Source organism: Streptomyces naganishii JCM 4654 (genome assembly GCF_014650575.1).
Classification (GTDB): domain Bacteria; phylum Actinomycetota; class Actinomycetes; order Streptomycetales; family Streptomycetaceae; genus Streptomyces; species Streptomyces naganishii.
The window spans coordinates 514,453-537,231 of record NZ_BMVF01000002.1; the positions used below are offsets into that span (position 1 = coordinate 514,453).

General features: G+C 73.2%; 19 protein-coding genes and 1 tRNA gene. 13 read left to right on the plus strand and 7 right to left on the minus strand.

The genetic code is table 11. The annotated features are described in order from the left end of the window. Positions 1–106: 106 nt before the first annotated feature. Positions 107–1,933 (plus strand): S9 family peptidase, encoded by a 1,827-nt coding sequence (locus IE217_RS05140; protein WP_229865034.1) that lies wholly within the window; start codon positions 107–109, stop codon positions 1,931–1,933. A 546-nt stretch (positions 1,934–2,479) separates the two neighbouring features. Here the strand turns inward: IE217_RS05140 and IE217_RS05145 are convergent. Then, the gene (locus tag IE217_RS05145) at positions 2,480–4,486 is read right to left on the minus strand and encodes an NAD-binding protein (RefSeq protein WP_190176558.1); all 2,007 of its coding nucleotides are present in this window, start codon (positions 4,484–4,486) and stop codon (positions 2,480–2,482) included. Positions 4,487–4,683: 197 nt separating this feature from the next. Between IE217_RS05145 and IE217_RS05150 the strand changes: the two genes are divergently transcribed. The 5 genes from IE217_RS05150 to IE217_RS05170 all read left to right on the plus strand — a co-directional run bounded on the left by IE217_RS05150 (position 4,684) and on the right by IE217_RS05170 (position 8,992). Next, positions 4,684–5,730: a permease gene (locus tag IE217_RS05150; protein WP_229865036.1), complete on the plus strand. Its 1,047-nt coding sequence runs from the start codon at positions 4,684–4,686 to the stop codon at positions 5,728–5,730. Further along, complete coding sequence (locus IE217_RS05155; protein WP_190176475.1) at positions 5,727–6,446, plus strand: TIGR03943 family putative permease subunit; 720 nt, start codon at positions 5,727–5,729, stop codon at positions 6,444–6,446. The genes IE217_RS05150 and IE217_RS05155 overlap by 4 nt, the downstream gene beginning before the upstream one ends. A gap of 209 nt (positions 6,447–6,655) precedes the next feature. Next, positions 6,656–7,501: an LLM class flavin-dependent oxidoreductase gene (locus tag IE217_RS05160; RefSeq protein WP_190176476.1), complete on the plus strand. Its 846-nt coding sequence runs from the start codon at positions 6,656–6,658 to the stop codon at positions 7,499–7,501. 152 nt (positions 7,502–7,653) lie between these two features. Further along, positions 7,654–8,247: an RNA polymerase sigma factor gene (locus IE217_RS05165; protein WP_190176559.1), complete on the plus strand. Its 594-nt coding sequence runs from the start codon at positions 7,654–7,656 to the stop codon at positions 8,245–8,247. Next, positions 8,237–8,992, plus strand: coding sequence for a hypothetical protein (locus IE217_RS05170; RefSeq protein ID WP_190176477.1), 756 nt, complete (start codon positions 8,237–8,239; stop codon positions 8,990–8,992). Before IE217_RS05165 ends, IE217_RS05170 begins: the two co-directional genes overlap by 11 nt. An 18-nt stretch (positions 8,993–9,010) precedes the next feature. Here IE217_RS05170 and IE217_RS05175 read toward each other — a convergent pair whose 3' ends face one another. Beyond that, on the minus strand, positions 9,011–9,925 hold the full coding sequence (locus tag IE217_RS05175; RefSeq protein ID WP_190176478.1) for a serine/threonine-protein kinase: 915 nt from the start codon (positions 9,923–9,925) through the stop codon (positions 9,011–9,013). Then, positions 9,922–11,859, minus strand: a complete 1,938-nt coding sequence (locus IE217_RS05180; RefSeq protein ID WP_190176479.1) for an ABC transporter ATP-binding protein — start codon at positions 11,857–11,859, stop codon at positions 9,922–9,924. The genes IE217_RS05175 and IE217_RS05180 overlap by 4 nt, the downstream gene beginning before the upstream one ends. A gap of 485 nt (positions 11,860–12,344) precedes the next feature. Between IE217_RS05180 and IE217_RS05185 the strand changes: the two genes are divergently transcribed. The 6 genes from IE217_RS05185 to IE217_RS05210 all read left to right on the plus strand — a co-directional run bounded on the left by IE217_RS05185 (position 12,345) and on the right by IE217_RS05210 (position 16,785). After that, positions 12,345–12,785 (plus strand): Tat pathway signal sequence domain protein, encoded by a 441-nt coding sequence (locus IE217_RS05185; protein WP_190176480.1) that lies wholly within the window; start codon positions 12,345–12,347, stop codon positions 12,783–12,785. Continuing rightward, on the plus strand, positions 12,782–13,441 hold the full coding sequence (locus IE217_RS05190) for a class F sortase (protein ID WP_190176481.1): 660 nt from the start codon (positions 12,782–12,784) through the stop codon (positions 13,439–13,441). The genes IE217_RS05185 and IE217_RS05190 overlap by 4 nt, the downstream gene beginning before the upstream one ends. Positions 13,442–13,517: 76 nt before the next feature. Beyond that, positions 13,518–14,009, plus strand: a complete 492-nt coding sequence (locus tag IE217_RS05195; protein ID WP_189706520.1) for an RNA polymerase sigma factor — start codon at positions 13,518–13,520, stop codon at positions 14,007–14,009. 817 nt (positions 14,010–14,826) lie between these two features. Then, positions 14,827–15,477 carry a hypothetical protein gene (locus tag IE217_RS05200; RefSeq protein ID WP_190176482.1) on the plus strand — a complete coding sequence of 217 codons (651 nt, stop codon included), beginning with the start codon at positions 14,827–14,829 and terminating at the stop codon, positions 15,475–15,477. Positions 15,478–15,568: 91 nt separating this feature from the next. Then, entirely contained in the window at positions 15,569–15,985 is a 417-nt protein-coding gene (locus IE217_RS05205; RefSeq protein ID WP_190176483.1) for a hypothetical protein, read from the plus strand. 488 nt (positions 15,986–16,473) lie between these two features. Beyond that, the gene (locus IE217_RS05210) at positions 16,474–16,785 is read left to right on the plus strand and encodes a putative quinol monooxygenase (RefSeq protein ID WP_229865038.1); all 312 of its coding nucleotides are present in this window, start codon (positions 16,474–16,476) and stop codon (positions 16,783–16,785) included. Positions 16,786–17,352: 567 nt separating this feature from the next. Here IE217_RS05210 and IE217_RS05215 read toward each other — a convergent pair. The 3 genes from IE217_RS05215 to IE217_RS05225 all read right to left on the minus strand — a co-directional run bounded on the left by IE217_RS05215 (position 17,353) and on the right by IE217_RS05225 (position 19,401). After that, positions 17,353–17,426, minus strand: a tRNA-Pro gene (locus IE217_RS05215). Positions 17,427–17,459: 33 nt separating this feature from the next. Beyond that, positions 17,460–18,260, minus strand: coding sequence for a Pr6Pr family membrane protein (locus IE217_RS05220; RefSeq protein WP_190176485.1), 801 nt, complete (start codon positions 18,258–18,260; stop codon positions 17,460–17,462). A gap of 214 nt (positions 18,261–18,474) precedes the next feature. Continuing rightward, positions 18,475–19,401, minus strand: coding sequence for a metallophosphoesterase (locus tag IE217_RS05225; protein WP_190176486.1), 927 nt, complete (start codon positions 19,399–19,401; stop codon positions 18,475–18,477). Positions 19,402–19,661: 260 nt separating this feature from the next. Between IE217_RS05225 and IE217_RS05230 the strand changes: the two genes are divergently transcribed. Beyond that, on the plus strand, positions 19,662–20,126 hold the full coding sequence (locus tag IE217_RS05230; protein ID WP_190176487.1) for a GatB/YqeY domain-containing protein: 465 nt from the start codon (positions 19,662–19,664) through the stop codon (positions 20,124–20,126). Positions 20,127–20,239: 113 nt separating this feature from the next. Here IE217_RS05230 and IE217_RS05235 read toward each other — a convergent pair whose 3' ends face one another. After that, a complete protein-coding gene (locus IE217_RS05235; protein WP_190176488.1) occupies positions 20,240–22,543 on the minus strand; it encodes a transglycosylase domain-containing protein in 2,304 nt (767 codons plus the stop codon). Positions 22,544–22,779 lie beyond the last annotated feature (236 nt).

Sequence of the window (22,779 nt, forward strand, 5' to 3'; positions counted from 1 at the left end):
AACGGTACGGTGCCGTCCGGCGGTGGCGGCGCACTGGGGGTCGAAGTTGTCCACAGGCTGGGGAAGGGGGCGGCGCGTTTCGGCTCCGGCCAGGCAATATGGGGCCATGACTGAGAGCAACGGGTCCCTGCCGCGGGACCTGCGGGGACCGATCGCACAGATGCCGGACTGGGAGAAGCGCTTCCGCGCGCCCCGCGTGTCGCTGCCCGACTGGGCGGAGGACGCGCCCGACCGCGCCCTGTTCGTGTCGAACGCGACGGGGACGTACGAGCTGTACGCCTGGGACCGGGCGAGCGGCGAGCAGCGCCAGGCGACGGACCGGCCCAACGGCACGACGGACGGTGTGCTCTCCCCGGACGGCGAGTGGATCTGGTGGTTCGACGACAAGGACGGGGACGAGTTCGGCATCTGGCGCCGCCAGCCCTTCACCGGCGGCCCCGACGAGCCGGCCGTGCCGGGCCTGGAGCCGTCCTACCCGGCGGGCCTGGCCCTCGGCCGTGACGGCCGTACGGCGGTGGTGGGCCGCTCCACCGACGAGGGCGGCACGACGATCCACCTCGCACGCGCGGGCGAGGCTACCGTCGAGATCTACCGGCACCGCGAGTCCGCGGGCGTCGGCGACCTCTCCCACGACGGCACGCTGATCGCCGTCGAGCACACCGAGCACGGCGACGCGATGCACTCCGCGCTGCGCGTCCTGCGACCGGACGGCACGCCGGTCGCCGAGCTGGACGACACCAAGGGCGGCACGGTCGAGCTGGGCCTGGAGGTGCTGGGCTTCGCCCCGGTCGAGGGCGACTCCCGGCTGCTGGTGGGGCATCAGCGCCGCGGCCGCTGGGAGCCGCTGGTGTGGGACGTGATCACGGGCGAGGAGACCGACCTGGCCCTGGAGCTGCCCGGTGACGTGAGCGCCGAGTGGTATCCCGACGGCAGCGGGCTGCTCGTCGTCCACAGCTTCGAGGCCCGCAGCGAGATCCTGCGCTACGACCTCGCCACCCGTGAGCTGGTCGCGATCCCCACCCTGCGCGGCACGGTGTCCGGCGCGACCGCCCGCCCGGACGGCAGCGTGGAGTACCTGTGGTCCTCGGCCGCGGAGCCGCCCGCGGTGCGCTCCACCGAGGGCGGGGTGGTCCTGGACCCGCCCGGCATGAAGTGCCCCGGCTCGGTGCCGGTGGAGGACGTGTGGGTGGACGGCCCCGGCGGCCGCATCCACGCCCTGGTGCAGAAGCCGGCCGGCGCGACCGGCCCGCTGCCCACGGTCTTCGACATCCACGGCGGTCCCACCTGGCACGACAGCGACTCCTTCGCCGCCGGCCCGGCCGCCTGGGTCGACCACGGCTACGCGGTGGTCCGCGTCAACTACCGCGGTTCCACGGGTTACGGCCGCGCCTGGACCGACGCCCTCAAGCACCGGGTCGGCCTGATCGAGCTCGAGGACATCGCGGCGGTCCGCGAATGGGCGATCACCTCGGGCCTCGCCGACCCCGACCGCCTGGTCCTCACCGGCGGTTCCTGGGGCGGCTACCTCACCCTCCTCGGCCTCGGCACCCAGCCGGAGGCGTGGACGCTCGGCATCGCCGCCGTCCCGGTCGCCGACTACGTCACGGCGTACCACGACGAGATGGAGGCACTGAAGGCCATGGACCGCACCCTCCTGGGCGGCACGCCGGAGGAGGTCCCGGAGCGCTTCGAGGCGTCCTCCCCGATCACCTACGTCGACCGGGTGCGGGCCCCCGTCTACATCTCGGCGGGCGTCAACGACCCCCGCTGCCCCATCCGCCAGATCGACAACTACGTCAAACGCCTGGAGTCCCGCGGCGCCCTCCACGAGATCTACCGCTACGACGCGGGACACGGCTCACTGGTGGTGGACGAACGCATCAAACAGGTCCGCCTCGAACTCGACTTCGCGGCTCGCAACTTGCCCAACTGAACATTCGGCCGACGGCCGGCCCGGCCCGGGGACGGCCCCCACCACTGCCACCGCGACCGAGCTGAGGGCCGGTCCCGCCGCACCCCGACCCGAGGACCCGTCCGGGACTTGGCGGGCCGGGGCCGCGGACCGCACCGGGCCGGGACCTGGCGGCCGGGGGGCCCGGGCCCCGAGCTGAGGGTTCGGCCGGGGCCGCGGGCCGCGCCGGGCCGGGCCGGGCCTGCAGATCGGGGTTCAGGCCGCAGGCCGGAGTCCGGCGGTGGCCTGGTCGGCGAGGGCGCCGGCTGCGGCCGCAAGAAGGGCGCCGCGTGATCCCTGGCCGGGGTCCGGGCCGCAGGCCGCGGGGCCTGACGTTGGCGGACGATGTCCGCCCCCTCAGGTCCCCGTGCGTTCCCGCGCGCTGCGGCCCAGCAGTTTCGTGAGGGCGTGTCGGCCGCGGGGCCCGGGCCCCGAGCCGAGGGCTCGGTCGGGGCCGCGGGCCGTGCCGGGCCTGCGGCTTGGGCCGGAGACTGGGCCCGGGGGAGGGGGCGGCCCGTGACCGGTCTCTCAGGGGGCCGTGGGGTGGCGGGGGCGGCGGCCCAGGAGTTCTGCGAGGCCGCGGCGGGTCGCTGCCAGGACCACCCGGTCCTCGCGGCGCAGGACGTACGTCGCGGGCAGGTTCCAGATCAGGGCCGTCCCCGGACGGCCCCCGCGCCCCGCCGCCTCCTCCGTCGCGTCGTCGGCGCCGGCGTCCCGCCGCTCACCGCGCGCCCCGGACGCCCCCGCCGCGCCCGCGTCCAGCGCGAGCACCCGCCAGTACCCCGCGCGGAACGCCTCCGCGACCGTGCGCCCCTCCAGTTGCGGATGCCCGCCCACGTCCACCGACGCGAACAGCAGCACCCGCCGCTCCACCGGGATCGCCCCGAGGATCTGCCGGCCGAACATCGCCCCGGCGAAGGCGGGCGCCGCCAGGTGCGACACGCTCCGGCTCCGGGTCAGCGCCCGCGGATGCGCGGCCCGCAGGGTGCGGTACACCGCGGTCGCGAAGTCGTCGTCGTAGAGCCGCAGCACCACTCGCAGATCCGGCCGTACGGACCGCGCGTACAGCGCCGCCTCCAGGTTGGTCGTGTCCGCGCTGGTCACCGCGAGCAGCGCGTGCGCGCGGTGGATCTTCGCCGCCTCCAGCACCCCCTCCTGCGTGACGTCCCCGAGCACCACCGGCACCCGCAGCCGCCGCGCCGTCGCCAGCCCCCGCGCCTCGGGATCGGACTCCACGCACACCACCGGGATGTGCAGCTCGCGCAGCCGCGTCAGCACCCGCGTGCCGATCTTGCCGAGCCCCAGCAGCACCACGTGCCCGCCCAGCCCGCGCGGCGGCTTGCGCAGCCCGGACGCCGACCGGAAGGTCCCGAGCGCCTCCAGCACCGCGGCCAGCAGCACCGGCAGCAACAGCAACCCCACGAGCCCGGACAGCAGTTGGAGCACCTGCCGCCCGAGCGGCTTGCCCAGTGCGGGATCGTCGATGGCGAACAGGTCCAGCAGCGTCAGGTACAGCGCGCCCAGCGGATGCACCCCCGTCACCAGCCACAGCGCCACCGCGAGCGCGAACACGCACGCCACCAGGCCCGCCAGCGACCACCGCAGCCGCCGCGAGAACAACGACGCCAGCGGCCCCGCGACCCCGACCCCGCCCCGGCCGCCGCGCCCGGCCGACAACGGCGGACCGGCGGCGTACGACACCTGCTCCAGCACCACCGTGCCGCGCCCGGTGGCCGCCCGCACCATCGCCTCGTCCGGCAGCAGCCGCGGCCGCTGCTCGCCGCTGCCCTCGGACCCGTCCGCGCCCGCCGGATCGCTGCTCGTCGCCGACAGCAGCGCGAGCGTGCACAGTCCCGGGTCGGCGACCTGCCCCGGCGCGGGCGGCGGCCGCTCCACCGCGCGCAGCAGCAGCCCGTCGGTCTGCACGACCTTGCTGGTTCCGGCCACGGCGGTGGCCGCGAGGGCGGGGGCGGCGGTGTCGGCGTCCGACAGCACCGTCGTGGAGGCGTCGGCGTCACCCCCGCCGTCGGCCCCCTCGCCGCCACCGCCGCCCTCGCGGAGCGCCAACGCGGCCGCCTGGTCGAGGAGTTCCTCGATGTGCTGGCCGAGCCGCCGGTTGTAGAGGCGCAGCACGAGCCGCAGCCTGGGGTTGAGCCGGCGGGCGGTGAGCGCGGCCCGGATGTTGGTCTCGTCGTCTTCGTACACCAGCGCCATGGCCGCGGCCCGCTCCACGCCCGCCTCCGCGAGCACCGCCTCGGTCAGCTCGGAGACCTCCAGCGCGCGGTCGTCGCCGGGCAACCGGCCGTTGCCGCCGCCCCCGGCCGGGCTTCCGTTGCCCCCGGCCCGGCTCACCGCCGCGCTCACCACCCGGTCCACCCGGTCGAGCAGCGCGGAAGTGCCCCGGGCGCGGCCGACCACCGGCGGCCGCACCACGTGCTCGGCCGGTGGCACGACGAGCGTCACGTGCTCCCCGTACACCCCGCGCAACTCGGCGGCCAGCCGGTGCGCGAGCCCGTCGTCCCCGCACACCACCATGTGCGCGCCCGCGCCGTCCCCCGGCGCACCACCCTGATACGGAACGCTCCCCACGCCGGGAAAGACTGCCCCAAGGTGACCGCCGGTTCCAGAATTCGGCCCCGGTCGGTGCCCCGGCCGGTGAACAGTCGGGGGCTCTGGGCCGTACGGGAGAAAAGGGAGCAGAACCAGCCCAGCCCGCCGGAGGTAGCGCGCACGTGGCCATCACCAGACCAGCCCCGCCGGGCTCGGCCCACGCCGACGAGCGCTCCGGCCCGGGCGCACCGGCCGGCGGGCCCGGACCCGAGCGGGACGGCTGGCACCTCACCTCCCCGGTCGCCCTGACCCTGCTCCTGCTCGTCGTGGTCGTCGCGCAGGGCCCCCTCCGCGGGGCGCTGTCCGCGCCGGTGATGCAGAGCTGGATGACCGTGTTCGTCGCCGTGGTGGTGCAGGCCCTGCCCTTCCTCGTGCTCGGCGTACTGCTGTCGGCGGCCATCGCGGTGTTCGTACCGCCGTCGTTCTTCGCCCGCGCGCTGCCCAGCCGTCCCGCCCTCGCCGTCCCGGTCGCCGGGGTGGCCGGCGCGGTGCTGCCCGGCTGCGAGTGCGCGTCCGTGCCGGTGGCCGGCGCCCTGGTCCGGCGGGGCGTCACCCCGGCCGCGGCGATCGCGTTCCTGCTCTCCGCCCCCGCCATCAACCCGATCGTGCTGACCGCCACCGCCGTGGCCTTCCCCCGCGACCCGGAGATGGTCCTCGCCCGCTTCGCCGCGAGCCTGCTGGTGGCCTGCGCGATGGGCTGGCTGTGGCAGCGCCTGGGCCGCGCCGACTGGCTGCGCCCGCCCGCCCGCGCCTCCCACGAGGGCGGCGGCAAGGGCGAGGCCTTCTGGGGCTCGGTGCGCCACGACGTGATGCACGCCGGCGGTTTCCTGGTCGTGGGCGCGATGGCCGCCGCGACCCTGAAGGCGGTCGCCCCCGCGAGCTGGCTGCGCACGGCGGCCGGCAACCCGTTCGTCGCCGTCCTCGCGCTGGCCGTCCTCGCCGTCCTGCTGTCGATCTGCTCGGAGGCGGACGCCTTCGTGGCGGCCTCGCTGACGCAGTTCTCGCCGACGGCCAAGCTGGTGTTCCTGGTCGTGGGGCCGATGATCGACCTGAAGCTGTTCGCCATGCAGACGGGCACCTTCGGCCGCCGCTTCGCCCTGCGCTTCGCGCCCGCCACCTTCGTCCTGGCCGTGCTGGGCGCCGTACTGACCGGGGCGGTGCTGCTGTGAACCGGCAGGCGCAGTCGGTGGTGATGTTCCTGGTCGGCGCGGCCCTGCTGCACGCGGGCCTCAGCGGCCTCTACCTGCGCTACGTCAAGGCGGCCCTGCAGCCCCTGCTGCTGGCGTCGGGAGCGGTGCTCGTCGTGACGGCGCTCATGACGCTCTGGTACGAGCGCAGGAGACGCCACGCCCCGGAGGAAGAACACGGGCACGCGCACCGCGAACCCCGCGTCTCCTGGCTCCTCGTCCTCCCCCTCTTCGCGCTGATCCTCGTCGCCCCGCCCGCCCTCGGCTCCTACAGCGCCGTCCGCACGGGCACGGCCCTGCAGAAGCCGTACGCCTACGAGGCCCTGCCCAAGTCCGACCCGCTGCCGCTCAGCGTGGTCGACTACGCCGGCCGCGCGGTCTACGGCCACGGCCGCTCGATCGCCGGCCGCCGCCTGAGGATCACGGGCTTCGTGGCGCTGGACCGCGGCGGTGCGCCGTACCTCGTCCGCATGGCGCTGAACTGCTGTGCAGCGGACGCCCAGCCCGTCAAGATCGCCCTGACCGGCCACGTCCCGCCGGTCCTCGAGCCCGACACCTGGCTGGAGGTCACCGGCGCGTACACCGCCCGTCAGACGCGCGACCCGGTCAACAACGGCCCGATCCCCTACCTCGACGTCACCGGGGCCAGGCCGGTACCGACACCGCACGACCCGTACGACGAGACCTGGAACCAGTAGCCCGAAGACGAGACATGGAACCAGTAGCCCGAAAAGGAGTGGCCGGTGACGAGCCGGCCACCCTAGGCTGACGGCACTTCGAAGAGGCCTCCCCGGAAGTACGCCGCAGAGCGGGAGCGTCCCACCCCGCGCGGGTGCCGGAGGGGCGGCAAGGGTCCTTGGCGACCCGTTTTCCGCCCTTCCCGCCTTACCGACTACGGAGGCTCTTCATGAACGTGGGCATCGGCCTGCCCGTCGGCGATCCGGCCACCCTTCTCACCTGGGCCCGGCGCGCCGAGCACGGCCCCTTCACCACCCTCGGCCTGCTCGACCGGCTCGTCTACGACAACCCCGAACCGCTGGTCGCCCTCGCCGTGCTGGCGGGCGCGACCTGCCGCGTCCGCGTCCAGACCGAGGTGCTGCTCGCCCCCCTGCGCGACACCGCGCTGCTGGCCAAGCAGGCGGCCACGCTGGACCGGATGACCGGCGGCCGCCTCGTCCTCGGGCTCGGCGTCGGCGGCCGGGAGGACGACCACCGGGCCGCGGGCACCGACATCCGCACCCGTGGCCGCCGCATGGACGACCAGATGGCGCTGCTGTGCCGTCTGTGGTCGGGCGAGCCGTACGGCGACGGCGTGGGCCCCATCGGCCCGGCCCCCGCCCGCCCGGACGGCCCCGAGGTGCTCTTCGGCGGCTTCAGGCCCGCCGCCCTGGAACGCGTGGCCAGGTGGGGCGACGGCTTCCTCGCGGCGGCGCCCCCGTCCTGGGCCGGCGGCCTGTTCGACACGGTCCGCGCGCAGTGGCGCGAGTACGGCCGTACCGGCGCCCCGCGCATCGTCGCCCAGGTGAACGTGGCCCTCGGCCCGCCGCCGGTCGTCGAGGAGGCCCGGGCCGCCATGCACGCGTACTACGCCTTCACCGGCACGCCCGACCGGATGGTGTCCGGCATGCTCACCACCGCGCGGGAGATCCGCGGGGCCATCGGCGCCTACGGGGACCTGGGCGCCGACGAGGTGATGCTCTACTGCCACGGCGCCGACCCCGCCCAGGCCGACCGCCTGGCCGACCTGCTCTGACCCGCGCGGAACCCGGGGTCACCGCGGGCACGACGGCACGAATCGACACGACAGCGCGACGGGAGGACGGCGGCGCGGAAGAATCGGAGGCGGAACGCGGGATTGCGCGCCGCCGGGCAATCCCGGGTGGCGTACGAACCGTATGTATGGATATGTCGAGATTCCGGTTCCCTGTGGGTCGTCTCCCGGACGAGGCTCTGCTGTCCGGGCTGGCCGGCGGTGACCCGGAGCTCGCCGTCAGCTTCGTACGGCGGTTCCAGCACCGGGTCTTCGGCGTCGCCATCGCCGTCACCGGGGACCCGCAGCTCGCCGAGGACATCGCGCAGCAGACCTTCGAGCGGGCGTGGCGCCACGCGCAGATCTACGACTCGCGGCGCGGCTCGGTCACGACCTGGCTGACCACGATCGCCCACAACCTCGCCATCGACGCGGTCCGTTCACGGCGGCCCGAGCCGGTGGCGCCCGAGGATCTGGACGCGATCCTGGGCGTGGTCAGCGAGACGCCCGAGCAGCACGCGCTGGCCGACGAGGCGTCGTCCCGGCTGCGGGCCGCGGTCGCCGAGCTGCCGCCCGAGCAGGGCCGGGCCCTGGTGCTGGCCGGCATCTACGGCATGACCGCCCAGCAGGTCGCCGACTGGGAACGGATACCTCTGGGCACCGCCAAGACCCGGATCCGTACCGCGATGGGCAAACTGCGGACCGCGCTCGCGGCCCCCTCCGTGCGGCGAGGCGACCATGCCCAGTGACGTGAACTGCCAGGAACTGCGCGGGATCGGCGCCGAACTCGCCCTCGGCGTGCTGCCGGGCCGGGAGCGGGCGGGCGCGGTCGCGCATCTCGACCGGTGCGCGTACTGCCGGGAGTACGTCCAGCAGCTCACCCAGGTCGGCGACCGGCTGATCGGTCTGCTGCCGGGCAGCGAACCGCCGGTCGGGTTCGAGACCCGTGTGGCGCAGGCGCTGAAGCAGCTGGCGGCGGCGCACGAGGGGCGCCCGCACGCCCGCGCGAGCGGCCTGCGCGCGGGTGCGTTCGGCCGGCTCCGGCCGCGGCTCGCGGCCGCCGGGGCCGCGCTCGTCCTCGCCATCGGGTTCGGCGGCTGGTCGGTCGGTACGGCGATCGAGGCCACCATGGCCCGGCCCGCGGCGCCCTCGGGCGGGCAGACCGGCATGCTGTGGGGAGGGCTGACCTCAACCCAGTCCCGGGTCGGCAGGCCCGCCGGCGAGGTCTACGCCCACCCCGGCTACCCGGGCTGGGTCTACATGTCCGTCGACCTCTCCCAGGCCGGCACCCCGTACAGCGGCAAGGTCTCCTGCGTGCTGGTGCGCAAGGACGGCAGCACGGTGCGCGCGGGGAGCTTCACCCTGCACAAAGGCCAGGGCTCCTGGGGCGCCCCCGTCTCCGTCGACCCGCGCAGCCTCGCGGGTGCCCGCGTGACGGCGGCGGACGGCCATGTCCTGGCGGGCGCCCGCTTCGCCATGGGCGCGGAGACCTGAGCGGGGCGTCGCGGGGCCTCAGCAGCTTCCCGGCGGATACCCGGGGAGCAGCGCGGCGAGTGCGGTGGCGAGGCGGCCGACCGTGGGCCGGTCGGCCGGGTCCGGCCGCAGACAGCCGTCGACGGCCGCGGCGAGCGGGCGCGGCAGCCGCCGCCGCGCGGCGACGGGCGGGGCGGCCTCCTCCAGCTGGGGATACCGGGGGTCCGTGTCCTGGCTCCAATCCCGTTCCCGTTCCCGTTCCCGGCCCCGGTCCCGCTCGAACGGCACCTCCCCGGTCGCCGTCTCGTACAGCGTCACGCCGATGCCCCACACGTCGACGGCGGTGGTGAGCGTGCCGCCGGCCGCCTGCTCCGGGGCGAGGTAGCTGAAGGTGCCCACCCCGGGCGGGACCGGCCCGGGCGGCCGGGCCAGGCCCAGGTCGAGCAGCTTGGCGTGCCCCCGGTCGACGACGACGTTGGACGGCTTGAGGTCCAGGTGCAGCAGGTCCCGCCCGTGCAGATAGTGCACCGCGGAGCACAACTGCACGCCGAGCATCGCCACGTCGGTGGCGGCCGGGCGGCGCCGGAGCCGGTGGACGAGGTGGGCGAGCGTCTCCCCGGTGAGCGTCTCCAGGACGACCACGGGCTCGGGCCCGTCGAAGGTCTCGTACCCGCGGACCAGGTGTGGGTGGGTGAAGTCGCGCAGCCAGCGGCCCTCCCGCAGCAGCCGGTCGGCGAGGTCGTCCTCGTCGCGCCGGTCGGGACGCAGCACCTTGACCACGCACCGGCAGGCCCGTTCGTCGCTCCAGGCGTCGTACAGGTCCAGCCACCCGGTGCGGACCAGATGCCCGAGCACCTCGTAGCCGGGGGCGGGCCGGGCGCCGGGGGCGAGGGGAGGGGGCAGCGGCGGAGGCGCGTAGGGCGGGGGTGGTGCGCTCCGGGTGGTGGCGGTCACGACGCCACCGCCCCGCGGGAACCGGCGCCCGTACCCGTACCCGTATCCGTACCGGTGCCGGAACCCGTACCACCGCCGGGCCCCGCACCACCGCCGGGCCCCGCACCGCCGCCGCCGCCGGACCCCGCACCGTCGACCGCGTGCAGCCGTTGCAGCCGGGCGTACGTCCCGCCGCGCAGGAACAGTTCGTCGTGGGTGCCGGACTCGACGACCCGGCCGTGGTCGAGCACCACGATCCGGGTGGCGTCGCGCACGGTGAGCATGTTGTGCGAGATCACGACGGTGGTCCGCCCCGCCATCAGGCGCCGCAGCGGCTCCATGATCCGGCGGGCGGAGTCGGCGTCGAGACCGGTGGTCGGCTCGTCCAGGAGCAGCACGGGCGCGTCCCTGACCATCGCGCGGGCGATCGCGAGCCGCTGGCGCTGCCCGCCCGACAGCGTCCGCCCGCGCTGGCCGACCATCGTGTCGTAGCCCTCGGGGAGCAGCCGGATGAACTCGTCGGCGTCCGCGGCGCGCGCCGCCGCCACGATCTCGGCGTCGGTGGCGTCCGGCCGGCCGTAGGCGATGTTCTCCCGCACGGTGTCGTGCAGTACGAGGGTCTCCTGGAGCACGACGGCCACGTTGTCGCGCACGTCGGCGAGGGCCAGTTCGCGCAGGTCGGTGCCGTCGAGCCGGACGGCGCCGCGGTCGGGGTCGTAGAACCGCAACTGGAGCTTGGCGACGGTGGACTTGCCGGCCCCGCTGGCCCCGACGAGGGCGAGCGTCTCCCCGGGACGGACGTGGAAGGACACGTCCGACAGCGCCGGGCGGGACGCGCCGGGGTAGCCGAAGGACACGCCGTCGAACTCGACCGCGCCCCGCGCCCGCCCGATCCGCCGCGGGCGGGCGGCCTCGGTGACCTGGGGCCGCTGGTCGAGCAGTTCGGCGATCCGCTCGGCGGAGGCGGAGGCGGAGTAGAAGGTGGTGCCGAGGCGGGAGAGGTCCCGTACCGGGCTGTAGAGCTTGCCGATCAGGGCCAGGAACACCAGCAGCCCGCCGAGCGTGAGCTGGCCCTGCGCCAGCTTCCAGGTGCCGAGTCCCATCACGGCGAGGCCGCCGCACACCTCGATGAGCTCGACCAGCGGCCGGTAGACGGCGCGGATGCGCACGGAGGCCATCGCCGCGTGGTACTTGCCGAGGTTCTCGCGCTCGAAGCGGCGCGCCTCCCAGGACTGCCGGTTGTACGCCTGCACCAGCGCCACGTTGCCCAGGGACTCCTCGGCGACCGCGCTGAGCGAGCCGCTGCGGCGCCTGCGTTCGCGCGAGGCGTCCTTGATCAGCCGGGAGAAGTGGCGGGCGGCGCCCCAGAACAGCGGCACGATGACGAGCGCGAGGAGGGTGAGGTCCCAGCGCAGGTAGAAGAGCAGTCCGAGGAAGACCCCGAGCCGGATCACGTGGTAGAGGCCGTCCGCCACGCCCGAGAGCAGGAACGTCTCGACGGCGTCCACGTCTCCCGTGACCCGGGACAGCACGTCCCCGAGCCGGCGCCGTTCGAAGAAGCCCAGCGACAGCCCCTGGACGTGCCGGAACACGTCGGCGCGCAGCGAGAGCAGGAAGCGCTCGCTGACGGACGCCGAGGTCATGTCGTCGGCGAAGCCGAGCACTCCGGAGGCGAGAATGAGGCCCAGGTAGGTGGGCGCGATCCACAGGAACGGCTTGAGGTCCCGGGGTACCAGCACCTCGTCGACGACGAGCTTGAAGAGCCACAGTTCACCGGCGTCGACGAGCGGCCCGACCAGGCTGAGCAGGACGAGCGGGAACAGCCAGCCCCGGCGCCCGCGCGTGTAGGGCCAGAAACGCCGGAACACCTCGCGCGGGGGCAGTACGGGGGCGGCCGCGACGACGGCCTCCGACTCCCCGCCCACCGACAGCAGACGCCGCAGCAGGTGTGCCATGGCACGTGACTTCCTTCGCGGTCGGGCATACGGTCACGCGGCCGGGCGGACCGGCGCTCGCGATCGCGTCACCGGTCCGCCCGGCCTCGGCCCGATGTCACCTCCCGTGATCCGAGTGGCGGCCCTCGCCGTGGTCGTGACCCCGGCCGTGATGTCCGTTCATCGACGACTCGTCGCGTCCGTGGCTGGAGTCGTCCCCGTGCCCGTGGTGGTCACCGTGGTCGCGGCGCTTGGCAGGAAAGAGATCTTTGAAGATCGCCATGGCATTCCTCCCACTGGAACGTGCCTTGTAGTTGATACGGGGCGGACGGGGGAACCGGATGGGACATTCAGCAAAAAAGCGGCAAATTGCCACCAGGGCCCCTCCAGTCACCCTCGCATGGCTTTGCCTTTCCTTTACAACCCGGCCCACCGCCCCCTCGTCTCTCCGCACGACCGGCCGGTCCCCAGCACCACCCGACCCGACCGACGAGAGAGAGCGACCCATGCGCCGTACCGTCCTGAGCGCCCTGGCCCTGGCGTGCACCGCCGTACTGGCGGGCACCGTGCCCGCCTTCGCCGACGGCGGCTCCCCGACCGCGGCCCCGAGGAAGACGCCGACCGCGGCACCGGCCGAACCCGGGAGGACCGCCCCTACCCCGGTCCCGACCAGGGCCCCCTCCGAGGCCCCCGCCCCCGCCGTCCCCACGCCCAGGGCCACGCCGACCGCCCCCCGCCCGGTGCCGAGCGAGGCCCCGACCCGCGCCCCCTCCGGGGGCCAGGTCGCCGTCGTGCCGAAGGGCGCGCCGGACACCGGAGTGGCCGTCACGTCCTCGCGGTCCGGCCCGGGCGCGGCGGTGATCGGCGGCGGCGCGGCCGGCACGGCCCTGCTGGCGGGCGGCGCGGCGGTCTTCGCCGTACGCCGCCGGAGGGCGACCGGAGCATGACCCGGCCCCCCGGGCGCGTCCTCGCCGCGGCCACGGCGGCGCTGGCCGCCCTGCCGGCCGCCCTGCTCGTGGCCTGCGGCGGCCCCGGGGACGGGGGGTCCGCGCACACCCCCGCCCGGCCGGCGGCCTCGTCGTCGGCCGGGCGGCCGGCGGGGCAGACGGACCAGGCGGGCCGGCCCGCCCGCCCGCTGCCCCGCTCGGTCCCGGTCGAACTGCGCATCCCGGCCATCGGCGTCGACACCCCGGTCATGCGGCTGGGCCTGGCGCCGGACGGCACCGTGCAGGTGCCGCCGGTCACGGCGCACGACCAGGCGGGCTGGTACGGGCACTCGCCGACCCCGGGCCAGGTCGGCCCGTCGGTCGTCCTCGGCCACGTCACGGTCGGCCGCTACGGCGACGGCGTCTTCCGCCGCCTGTCCCGGCTGCACCGGGGCGACCGCATCGAGGCCCGCCTGGGCAACGGCACGACGGCGGTGTTCACGGTCGGCTCCGTGCGGACGGTCGCCAAGGCGCACTTCCCGACCCGGGAGGTGTACGGCGACGTGAACCGCCCCGAGCTGCGCCTGATCACCTGCGGCGGCCCGCGCACCGCGAACGGCTACGAGGACAACGTCATCGTCTTCGCCACCCTGAGCGCCGGCACGCCGCCCGGCTGACTGCCGGGCCGGCCGCCCGACCGGCAGTCAGAAGACCGGGCAGGTCAGGCATTTCCCCCGTAGATCCTGGAGAGCGTTGAAACGGTCCCGCGACAAGGCAGCGTCCGAGCTGTTCGCAGCCCTGTACCCGCGCCTCGCCGGGTGGTGCCGCCGTCTCGTCGACGACGACGAGACGGCGCACGAGATCGCCGCGGAGGCGTTCACCCGCCTGTGGGCCCGCTGGACATCGGTGGACGAGCCCCGCGGCTTCCTCTACGTCACCGCCGCCAACCTCGTCCGCGACCACTGGCGCAAGCTGGAGCGCGAGCGCAGGGCGGTGCGCAGGGCGACGACGGAGGCCGCGGTCCGCCCGCACCCGGAACAGGCGGACCCCTCGGTACGCCTGCTGGTCCAGTCGCTCCCGGAACGGCTCCGTATCCCGATCCTCCTCCACTACTACGCTGACATGCCGATCCGGGAGGTGTCCGCGCTGACCGGACGCAAGGAAGGAACCGTCAAGGCCGACCTGCACGCGGCCCGGGAACTGCTCCGCGTCCACCTGAGGAGAAGCCTTGACCACACGCTTTGAGGACGCCCCGGAGCCCGACGACCCCCTGACGGTCATCCTGCGCCCGGCCGCCCCCGACCACCTGAGCCCGCCCGCCGGCCAGTACGACCGCGTCCGCCGCGCGGCGACCCGCCGCCGCCTGCTGCGCACGGCGGCCGCCACCGCGGTGACCTGCGCGGCAGCGGCCCTCCTGGCCCTGCCGCTCCACCACCTGACGACCGCCCCCGACACCCCGGCGCGCCCGGCGACCCCCCTGGCCCCGCCACTCCCCCGGGAGAGCCCGCCCATCCCTACCCGGGAGAGCCCGCCCACTCCGACCCGGGAGAGCCCGCCCACCCCGAACGCCTCCCCACCCCTCTCCGAGCCCCCTACGAAGACCCCGGCCCCGACTCCGACGCCGACCTCACCCCGGAGTCTTCCCCCGTCCACGGCCCCCGGCCGCACCGCGCCGTCGGCCCGGGCCCCGAGGCCCGGCGGCGTGAGTCCCACGGCCGGCACCACGGTCCGGGCCCCCGACCGCACACCATCGCCGTCGGCGGCACCGGCAACCGGAAGCCCCGCCGCCCGACAGGCCCCGAGGGGCTGACGCCAGGCTTTTTCTGCCTCCGCCACGTCCGGACCCGGGCGGCCGTACGCAGCCCGGTGCGGTGATCGTGCTTCGCTCGGGGATGGTCGGCCCACGGGCCCGATGGCCGTCGCCGGTCGTCATGGCCGCTGTCGAGCGGCCACATGGAGCATGATCGAAGTGCGACCGCCGTCGCGCGCTTCGACCATGGGCTCAAGGGCGGAGTGCCAGCCGAGCACTCCGCCGGGTCATGCGTCAAAGGAAGAGGGAACTATGACGGCAGCGACGGAGACTCCCACTCGTGAAAAGGCCGGGGGAGGCCAGGAAGAGACCGGCGAGGAATCCACCTTCGGCCCGCTCCTGCTGGCGGCCTTGCTGTCCCGGCGCGAGGAGCGTGGCGAGGAGTCGATCATCGAGCACCCGGTCCTGCTCGCCGCGCTGGCGCGCCGCCGTGAGGAGGGCGGGGAGGAGTCGATCATCGAGCACCCGCTCCTGCTTGCCGCGCTGGCGCGCCGCCGTGAGGAGGGCGGGGAGGAGTCGATCATCGAGCATCCGCTCCTGCTTGCCGCGCTGGCGCGCCGCCGCCGGGAGGAGGGCGGGGAGGAGTCGATCATCGAGCACCCGCTCCTGCTCGCCGCGCTCATGCGCCGCCGCCGGGAGGAGGGCGGGGAGGAGTCGATCATCGAGCACCCGCTCCTGCTCGCCGCGCTCATGCGCCGCCGTGAGGGGCGTCGTGAGGAGTCGATCATCGAACATCCGCTCCTGCTCGCCGCGCTCATGCGCCGCCGCCGGGAGGAGGGCGGGGAGGAGTCGATCATCGAGCACCCGCTCCTGCTCGCCGCGCTCATGCGCCGCCGCCGCGAGGAGCGTGGCGAGCCGCTGATCCAGCATCCCCTCCTGCTTGCTGCGCTCATGCGCCGCTGACAGGAAACAGCGACACTCTGCCCCCCGATCCCCGCAGTCGTGGCATCGGGGGGCGAGGCCCGTACGGCAACCGAAGACCTGAGGAAACAAAATGGCAGCTGAGTCCGGCGACAAATCGGAACGGGATCCCTTGGAGACCTTTGTCGACGAGATCTTCGAAGAAATCGTGCGCGATGCCGGAATCTCCAGTACCGGCACCGGTGTCAAGCACGGAAAGGACCCACTGGCGGGCGCCCTGATGGAGGCGGCCGTGGCGCTCCTTTCCCAGCCGCCTTCCCGCTCCTCAGAACTGGAACGGGTGTTGCTCGCGCAGACACTCGCGACCGCACTGGCAGACTCTCTCGCGCCCGCACTGGCCGACGTGCTGGCCACGGAGATCATGAAGGTGCTGAATCACCACGCGGACACCCAGGGTGGCGGCAGTGGTGAACACGTCGGCGGATCCAGCCGCAGCCCACGCTCCTCCGGCGGGAGTGAGCGGCAGCGGTCTGGTGACGGTCACTGCTGAGGTCGGCGTGCCGGCTGTGGGCGGGGCTGCTTCGGCGCGGGTGCTTGCGGCCCTGTGGGTTTCCGGCGCCTCGGGCAGCCTGCGTACCCGCCCGGTCAGGCACGCCGTGGGGCCGTGACCTTCGAGACTCGCGCCGAAGCGGCCGGCCCCGTGCCCCGGGCTGGAGTGTGCCGCACTCTGTGCCGTTCCACTCCTGTTCGCGAACCTGGGCGAGTGCGCGCCGCTCCACCCGAACCCGTATCACGATCTGCCCGGGCCCCGACGTCCGACGCTTGCGGATCACCGAATCCGGGAGCAGGGACACCTGGAGACACCGCTCAACCCGATCAGGAAAAAGCTTGTTGATGTCCGGCGACGGGCGAGAATTCACCCCCGAAACGTAGACTCGTCCCCTGCGGAGGAAGCCGCTTGAATGTCTCGAGGCGGCGAAAAGCGGGATCAAATACGCACAGATCGGACGAGGGGTGGCTCGTGTGTCAAGCGGGGGCATGTTCAGCGTCTACGGACGAATGACCGCACTGTCCGGTCGGCGTGACGAACTGATCAACGTGCTTCTTGACGGCTTCCGCGCGGGCGGCGATGGCAGCGGCCTGCTCACTTACAGCATCAACACGGTGGTTGACGACCCGGACGCGATTTGGCTGACGCAGTTGTGGATCGACAAGGATGCACACGATGCGACCACGCGTTCCGAGCCGGTCGCAGCAGTGACGCGCCGACTTCCTCAACTGCTGGCCCGGCAGCCCGAGGGCTTGTACGGTCACGCCGTCCATGTTCACGGCCAGACCGCGGAGTCCTGACCGCACGTTGCCCGCGCTATACCGCGCCACCGCCGAGCGCGGTCCTCGCGCCAACCTGCAAAATGGCGCCGCTGTGAGCGGAGTCCCGGACAAGGCGGATACGGCAACCACCTGTCTGGGGGTGTAGAACTTCGGAAGGGCCGTCGAGTTGGTCAGGTCGAAGCGAGTAGGCCCCCGAGGGGCCTACAGCAGTTCGACCGACGGTGCGACCGTGCCGGCGTCCGACAGATCCGCGTACACGACCCCCGGCACACCTGCGCTCGCTCCTGGCCGCCCTCGACGTGCACCCCCGGATCGCCATGCAGATCCTTCGCCGCTCCGAGACCGCCGTGACGATGGAGGTGTACATCCCACGCGCCCTCGTCGGAGACCCGGCGGGCGCCCCGGAAGCTCGGGAAGGCTCTGGGCGGCAGCAAGCAGAAGGACGGCAAGAAGAAGAGCAAGCGCAAGCAGGAAGAGCGGCCGGACGAGGACGGTCGGCAAGCGCCATAGAGGTTGCTGTACTTCGCTGCTGTGCAAACACTCAGGGGCCCATTCACGATCACGTGAATGGGCCCCTGACTTGTGTCGGGGTGGCGGGATTTGAACCCACGACCTCTTCGTCCCGAACGAAGCGCGCTGCCAAGCTGCGCTACACCCCGATGTCACTGCTTGTCGCGGTGACGTCGTTTACTTTAGCCCACGGGCGGCCGGAGGCGAAATCCGGTTTTGGTGCGGCGGCGGACCGGGTTCGGGCGGGCGTGGTCCACGGCCACGAGGAGGACCGCGAGGGCGTAGAAGGTGAGGCCCAGGAGGAGGGCGTTGCCCAGGACGTGTTTGTAGCCGTGCTGGGCCGCGTCCAGGAAGGGGTAGAGGTAGCGCTCCGGCATGCCGGGTGCCAGCAGTTCGCCTCGGGTGAGTGAGAAGGCCAGGTAGGCCAGGGGGCAGAGCAGCCAGGGGGCCGCCATGCGCAGGTGGAGGCGGTCGGGGGCGGTCAGCAGGAGCCAGTCCAGGAGGGCCGCTGCCGGGGCGGCCGTGTGGAGGATGTGGGCCGCCGTCGACTGCCAGAGGGGGTGCGTGTCCGGGGCGCCGGTGATCGAGGCGGCGGCCGGCAGCAGGTGGTGGACCAGCGCGGCGATCGTGACGTAGAACACCGCCGCGCCGGTCAGGCCGGACGGGAGCGGGCGGCGGGCGGACCAGGCCCTGCGGGCCGAGACGGCCAGGACCAGGGCCAGCAGGATGTTCGCCTGGACGGCGAAGTCGCACGCGACGCGGGCCGCGGGGCCGATGATCATGTCGGCGGTCACCGCGGCCGCCGACAGCGCGGCGGCCAGGAGGCGGTACACCGCCGTCCAGGGGCGGCGGGCCGGTGCCACCACCGCGGTCGCGGGGACCGCGGACGGCATCAGTGCGGGGATTCCCGGGATCGCGGGGAGGTCCGGTATGTCCCGCGGTATCGGAGGCGTCGGCGGTATCGGGGGTGTCTGGGCCGTCATGCCCTCACCGTAGGTAAGGGGTAGATAAGCGGCGATTCGGGTGCCTCCGTGTGGGTTACGGAGGCGGCCGGAACGCCCCGGTGGGCGGCCCAGCGGGGCGTGGAGGGCCGCTCTTACCTGCTTACTCCGGCCCGTCGGCGTCCTTACTTACGGGCCACCGACGTCCTTAACTTTGGCCCCACCGGCGTCCTTACTTCCGGCCCCACCGGCGTCCTTACTCCCGGCCCACCAGCGTCAGCAGCGTCGCCTCCGGGGGACAGGCGAAGCGGACCGGGGTGTAGCGGTTGGTGCCGCAGCCGGCCGAGACGTGCAGGTAGGACGTGTGGCCCTCGGCCGTGTGGGTGGACAGGCCCTTCACCCGGTCCGTGTCCAGGTCGCAGTTGGTGACCAGGGCGCCGTAGAAGGGGATGCACACCTGACCGCCGTGGGTGTGGCCGGCCATGATCAGTGGGTAGGCGTCGGCGGCGAAGGCGTCCAGCACGCGCAGGTACGGGGCGTGCACCACGCCCATCGAGAAGTCCGCCGAGCCGGACGGGCCGCCCGCCACCCGTGCGTAGCGGTCACGCTTGATGTGCGGGTCGTCCAGGCCGGTCAGCTCCACCGAGACGCCCTCGACCTTGAGCATGCCGCGGGTGTTGGTCAGGTTCAGCCAGCCCGCCGCGTCGAAGCCGTCGCGCAGGTCCTCCCACGGGTTGTGGATCACGCCGACCGCGGGCGGGTTGCCGTTCAGGCCGTGGCGGCCGCTGGTCTTCTCCAGCAGGTAGCGGGCGGGGTTGCGGGGCTTGGGGCCGTAGTAGTCGTTGGAGCCGAAGACGTACGCGCCCGGGAACTCCATCAGGGGGCCGAGCGAGTCCAGGACCTCCGGGACGGCATCGGGGTCCGAGAGGTTGTCGCCGGTGTTGATCACGAAGTCCGGGCGTAGGCCGGCCAGGGAGCGCAGCCAGCGCTGCTTCTTGCGCTGGCCGCCGACCATGTGGATGTCGGAGACCTGCAGGACGCGCAGCGGGCGCATGCCCGAGGGCAGGACGGGGACGGTCACCCGTCGCAGGCGGAAGGAACGGGCCTCGAACCCCGCCGAGTAGAGGAGACCGGCGGCCGCGACCGCCGTGATGCCCAGGGGTACTCCGTATCGCGCGCGCATGTGTCCATCGTCTCAGGTGGGGGGCGCGCGGCGGAAATCAGCCAGGGGCGGCCCCGGCCGCGCGGCCCGGGAGTCGCCTTACGCCGGGCCGGATGCCTCCGCCCCGGGTGCCGGGCCGCGTCCGCCGCCCGGTGCGCCGCCCACCACGCCGCCAACCCGCGCACTCCGCCCGCCAACCCGCGCACTCCGCCCGGTAATCCGCGCGCCCCGCCCGGTAATCCGCGCGCCGTCCTCCCGGCGTACCTGCCACAATCAAGACCATGACCACGCTCAAGTCGAAGCTGCAGGAAGACCTCAACGCCGCGATCAAGGAGCGCGACGAGCTCCGCTCCTCGACGCTCCGGCTGACGCTCACCGCGATCACCAAGGAGGAGGTCGCGGGTACGGAGAAGCGCGAGCTCTCCGACGGCGAGGTGCAGAAGGTGATCGCCAAGGAGGCCAAGAAGCGGCGTGAGGCCGCCGAGGCCTTCGCCCAGGGCGGTCGCGCCGAGTCGGCCGAGCGGGAGCGGGCGGAGGGCGAGGTGCTCGCCGCGTACCTGCCCAAGCAGATGTCCGACGAGGAACTGGACCGGATCGTCGCCGCGGCGGTGGAGGAGGCCCGGGCCGCCGGTGCGGAGGGGCCGCGTGCCATGGGCGCGGTCATGAAGATCGTGAACCCGAAGGTGGCGGGGCAGGCCGAGGGTGGCCGCGTGGCCGCCGCGGTGAAGAAGCTGCTGGCGGGCTGAGCGACAGCCCCCGCACACATCAACGGGGCGCCGGCTGTTCGCCGCGCGCCGCCGACACCAAGGGGCGCCGGCTGCTCGCCGCGCGCCCCTTGTGCGTCTGTTCGTGCCGGGCCTCAGCCCCGCTGACCCCCGTTCCCGTTCCCGCGGGTGCCGCCGCTCTGGCCGCGGATGAAGCCCTGGGGGATGGAGAACGTCGGGGTCGGGAAGGTACCGCCGCCGGTCGTGCCGCCGTTGCCGGTGCCGCCGTCGGTCAGGCCGCCGATGAGGCCGCCGATGTCACCGTTGTTTCCGTCCGTGGTGCCGTTTCCGGTCCCCGGACCCTTTCCTTTTCCCTTGTCCTTGCCACCACCGTCCGGGATGTTGACGAGGTTGAACGACGGGGCCGGTTTGCCCTGGAGCGCGCCGGTCATGGCGTCGCGCCAGATCGGGCCGGGCACCTGACCGCCGTAGACGAGGGCGTTGAAGACTCCGCCGATGCGGATGTTCTCCATCTGGACCTTCTGGGTGGCGCTGCCGACCCAGACCGCGCCGGCCAGGTTCGGCGTGTAGCCGACGAACCAGGCGTTCTTGCGCTCGTCCGTCGTACCCGTCTTGCCGGCGTTGTCGCGGTCGGAGAGGCCGGCCTGCTGACCCGTACCGGAATCGATCACGCCCTGGAGCAGGGTGTTCACGGTGTCGGCGGTCTTCTGGGACATGGCGCGCGAGCAGGTCGACTTCGGCACGGGCAGCGACTTCTCCTGCCCGCCGATCTTCTGCGTGATCGACTCGATGGCGATCGGCGTGCAGTACATGCCCCGGGAGGCGAAGGCGGCGTAGGCGGTCGCCATGGTCAGCGGGGAGATGCCCTTGGAGCCGAGCGCGATGGCCGGCACCTGGGGCAGCTTGTCGCCGTTGCCCTGGACCACGTGCAGGTTGTTGGTCATGTTGACCACCGGGCACAGGCCGATGTCGGAGATCATCTGCACGAAGTAGGTGTTGACCGACTTCGCCATGGCCTCCTTGAGCTGGTACGGGCCGTGCTCGGAGGTGCTCTCGTTTGCGACGTCGGCGTGTTCCTGGTTGGTCCAGGTCTTGCCGTCGCACGCCTGGACCGGGCTCGGGTACGGCATCTTGTACGGCGAGGAGTACTCCTGCGTGGGCGGCTTGCCCTGCTCCAGCGCGGCCGCCGCCACGAACGGCTTGAACGTCGAACCGGTCGGGAAGCCGAAGTTCGAGCCGCCCAGGTCGCTGCCGACCGAGTAGTTGATCTCGGTCTCGTTCTTGCCGTAGCCGTACGGCTTGGACTGGCCCATCGCGACGACCTTGCCGGTGCCGGGCTCGACCAGCACGGCCGCGGCCGCCACCGGGTCCGACTGGTAGACGTGCTGCTTGAGCGAGGCCTGCACCGAGGCCTGGGCCTGCGGGTCGAGCGTGGTGCGGATGGTCAGGCCGCCCTGGTTCCAGATCTTGGCCCGCTGCTCGCGGGTCTTGCCGAACACCGGGTCGGTGAGGAAGACCTGCTCGACGTACTTGCAGAAGAAGCTGGAGTTCTTGACCGCCGTGATGCAGCCGTTGCGCGGCTGGGTGACCTTCAGCTCCAGCGGCGCCTTCTTCGCCGTGTCGGCGTCGGCCTGCGAGATGTCGCCCACCTCGGCCATGCGCTGCAGGACGACGTTGCGCCGCTTGGTGGCCTCGGCCTCGTCGTTGACCGGGTCGTAGCGGCTCGGGGACTGGACGATGCCGGCCAGCAGGGCCGCCTGGGGGAGCGTGAGGTCCTTGGCGTGCTTGGAGAAGTACCGCTGGGAGGCGGCCTCCACGCCGTAGGCCTGCTCGCCGAAGAACGTGATGTTCAGGTAGTTCTCGAGGATCTTCTTCTTGCCCAGCGTCTGCTCGACCTGGATCGCGTACTTCAGTTCCTTGATCTTGCGGCCGAGGGTCTGCTGGGTGGCCTGCGCGACCTTCGTCGGGTCGTCGCCGGCCTCCTCCACGAAGACGTTCTTCACGTACTGCTGGGTGAGCGTGGAGGCGCCCTGGGCGACACCGCCGCTCTGCGCGTTCTTGTTGAGGGCGCGCAGCACGCCCTTCAGGTCGATCGCGCCGTGCTGGTAGAAGCGCGAGTCCTCGATCGCGACGATCGCCTTCTGCATGTACGGGGAGATGTCCTTCAGTTCCACCACCGTACGGTCGCGCGAGTACACCTGGGCCAGCTGGTGGCCCTGGCTGTCGAGGATCGTGGTGCGCTGGCTGAGCGGCGGACGCTTGAGGTTCGCGGGGATGTCGTCGAACCCTTGGACCGAGCCCTTGGCCGCCAGGCCCAGCGCGCCGGCGGCGGGCAGCGCGATGCCGGCCATGACCGCCCCCGCGAGCACACTGACACCGAGGAACTTGGCGGCCTGCTGCGTTGGCGACAGGCCACCGCCCGAGCGCTTCTTTGGCATGAGGGCAGCCTACGTTCTCATTCGCCGGACACGCGTATATGCCTTGGCCTAAGCTGCTGCCAACTGTCACAGCGGTGCGGCCACGTATCAATACGTGCGGCGGCCTCAGAACGTTCCGGAACCGCTCGATTTTTTTCATCAAGCCGGTGTGAGGGCGGAGTTGGGGCCGGTCGCGGGTGCCGGACGGCACGGTGAGAGCCGTGGAGGCATGAGGGACACGTGCCCGAAATCGCCTT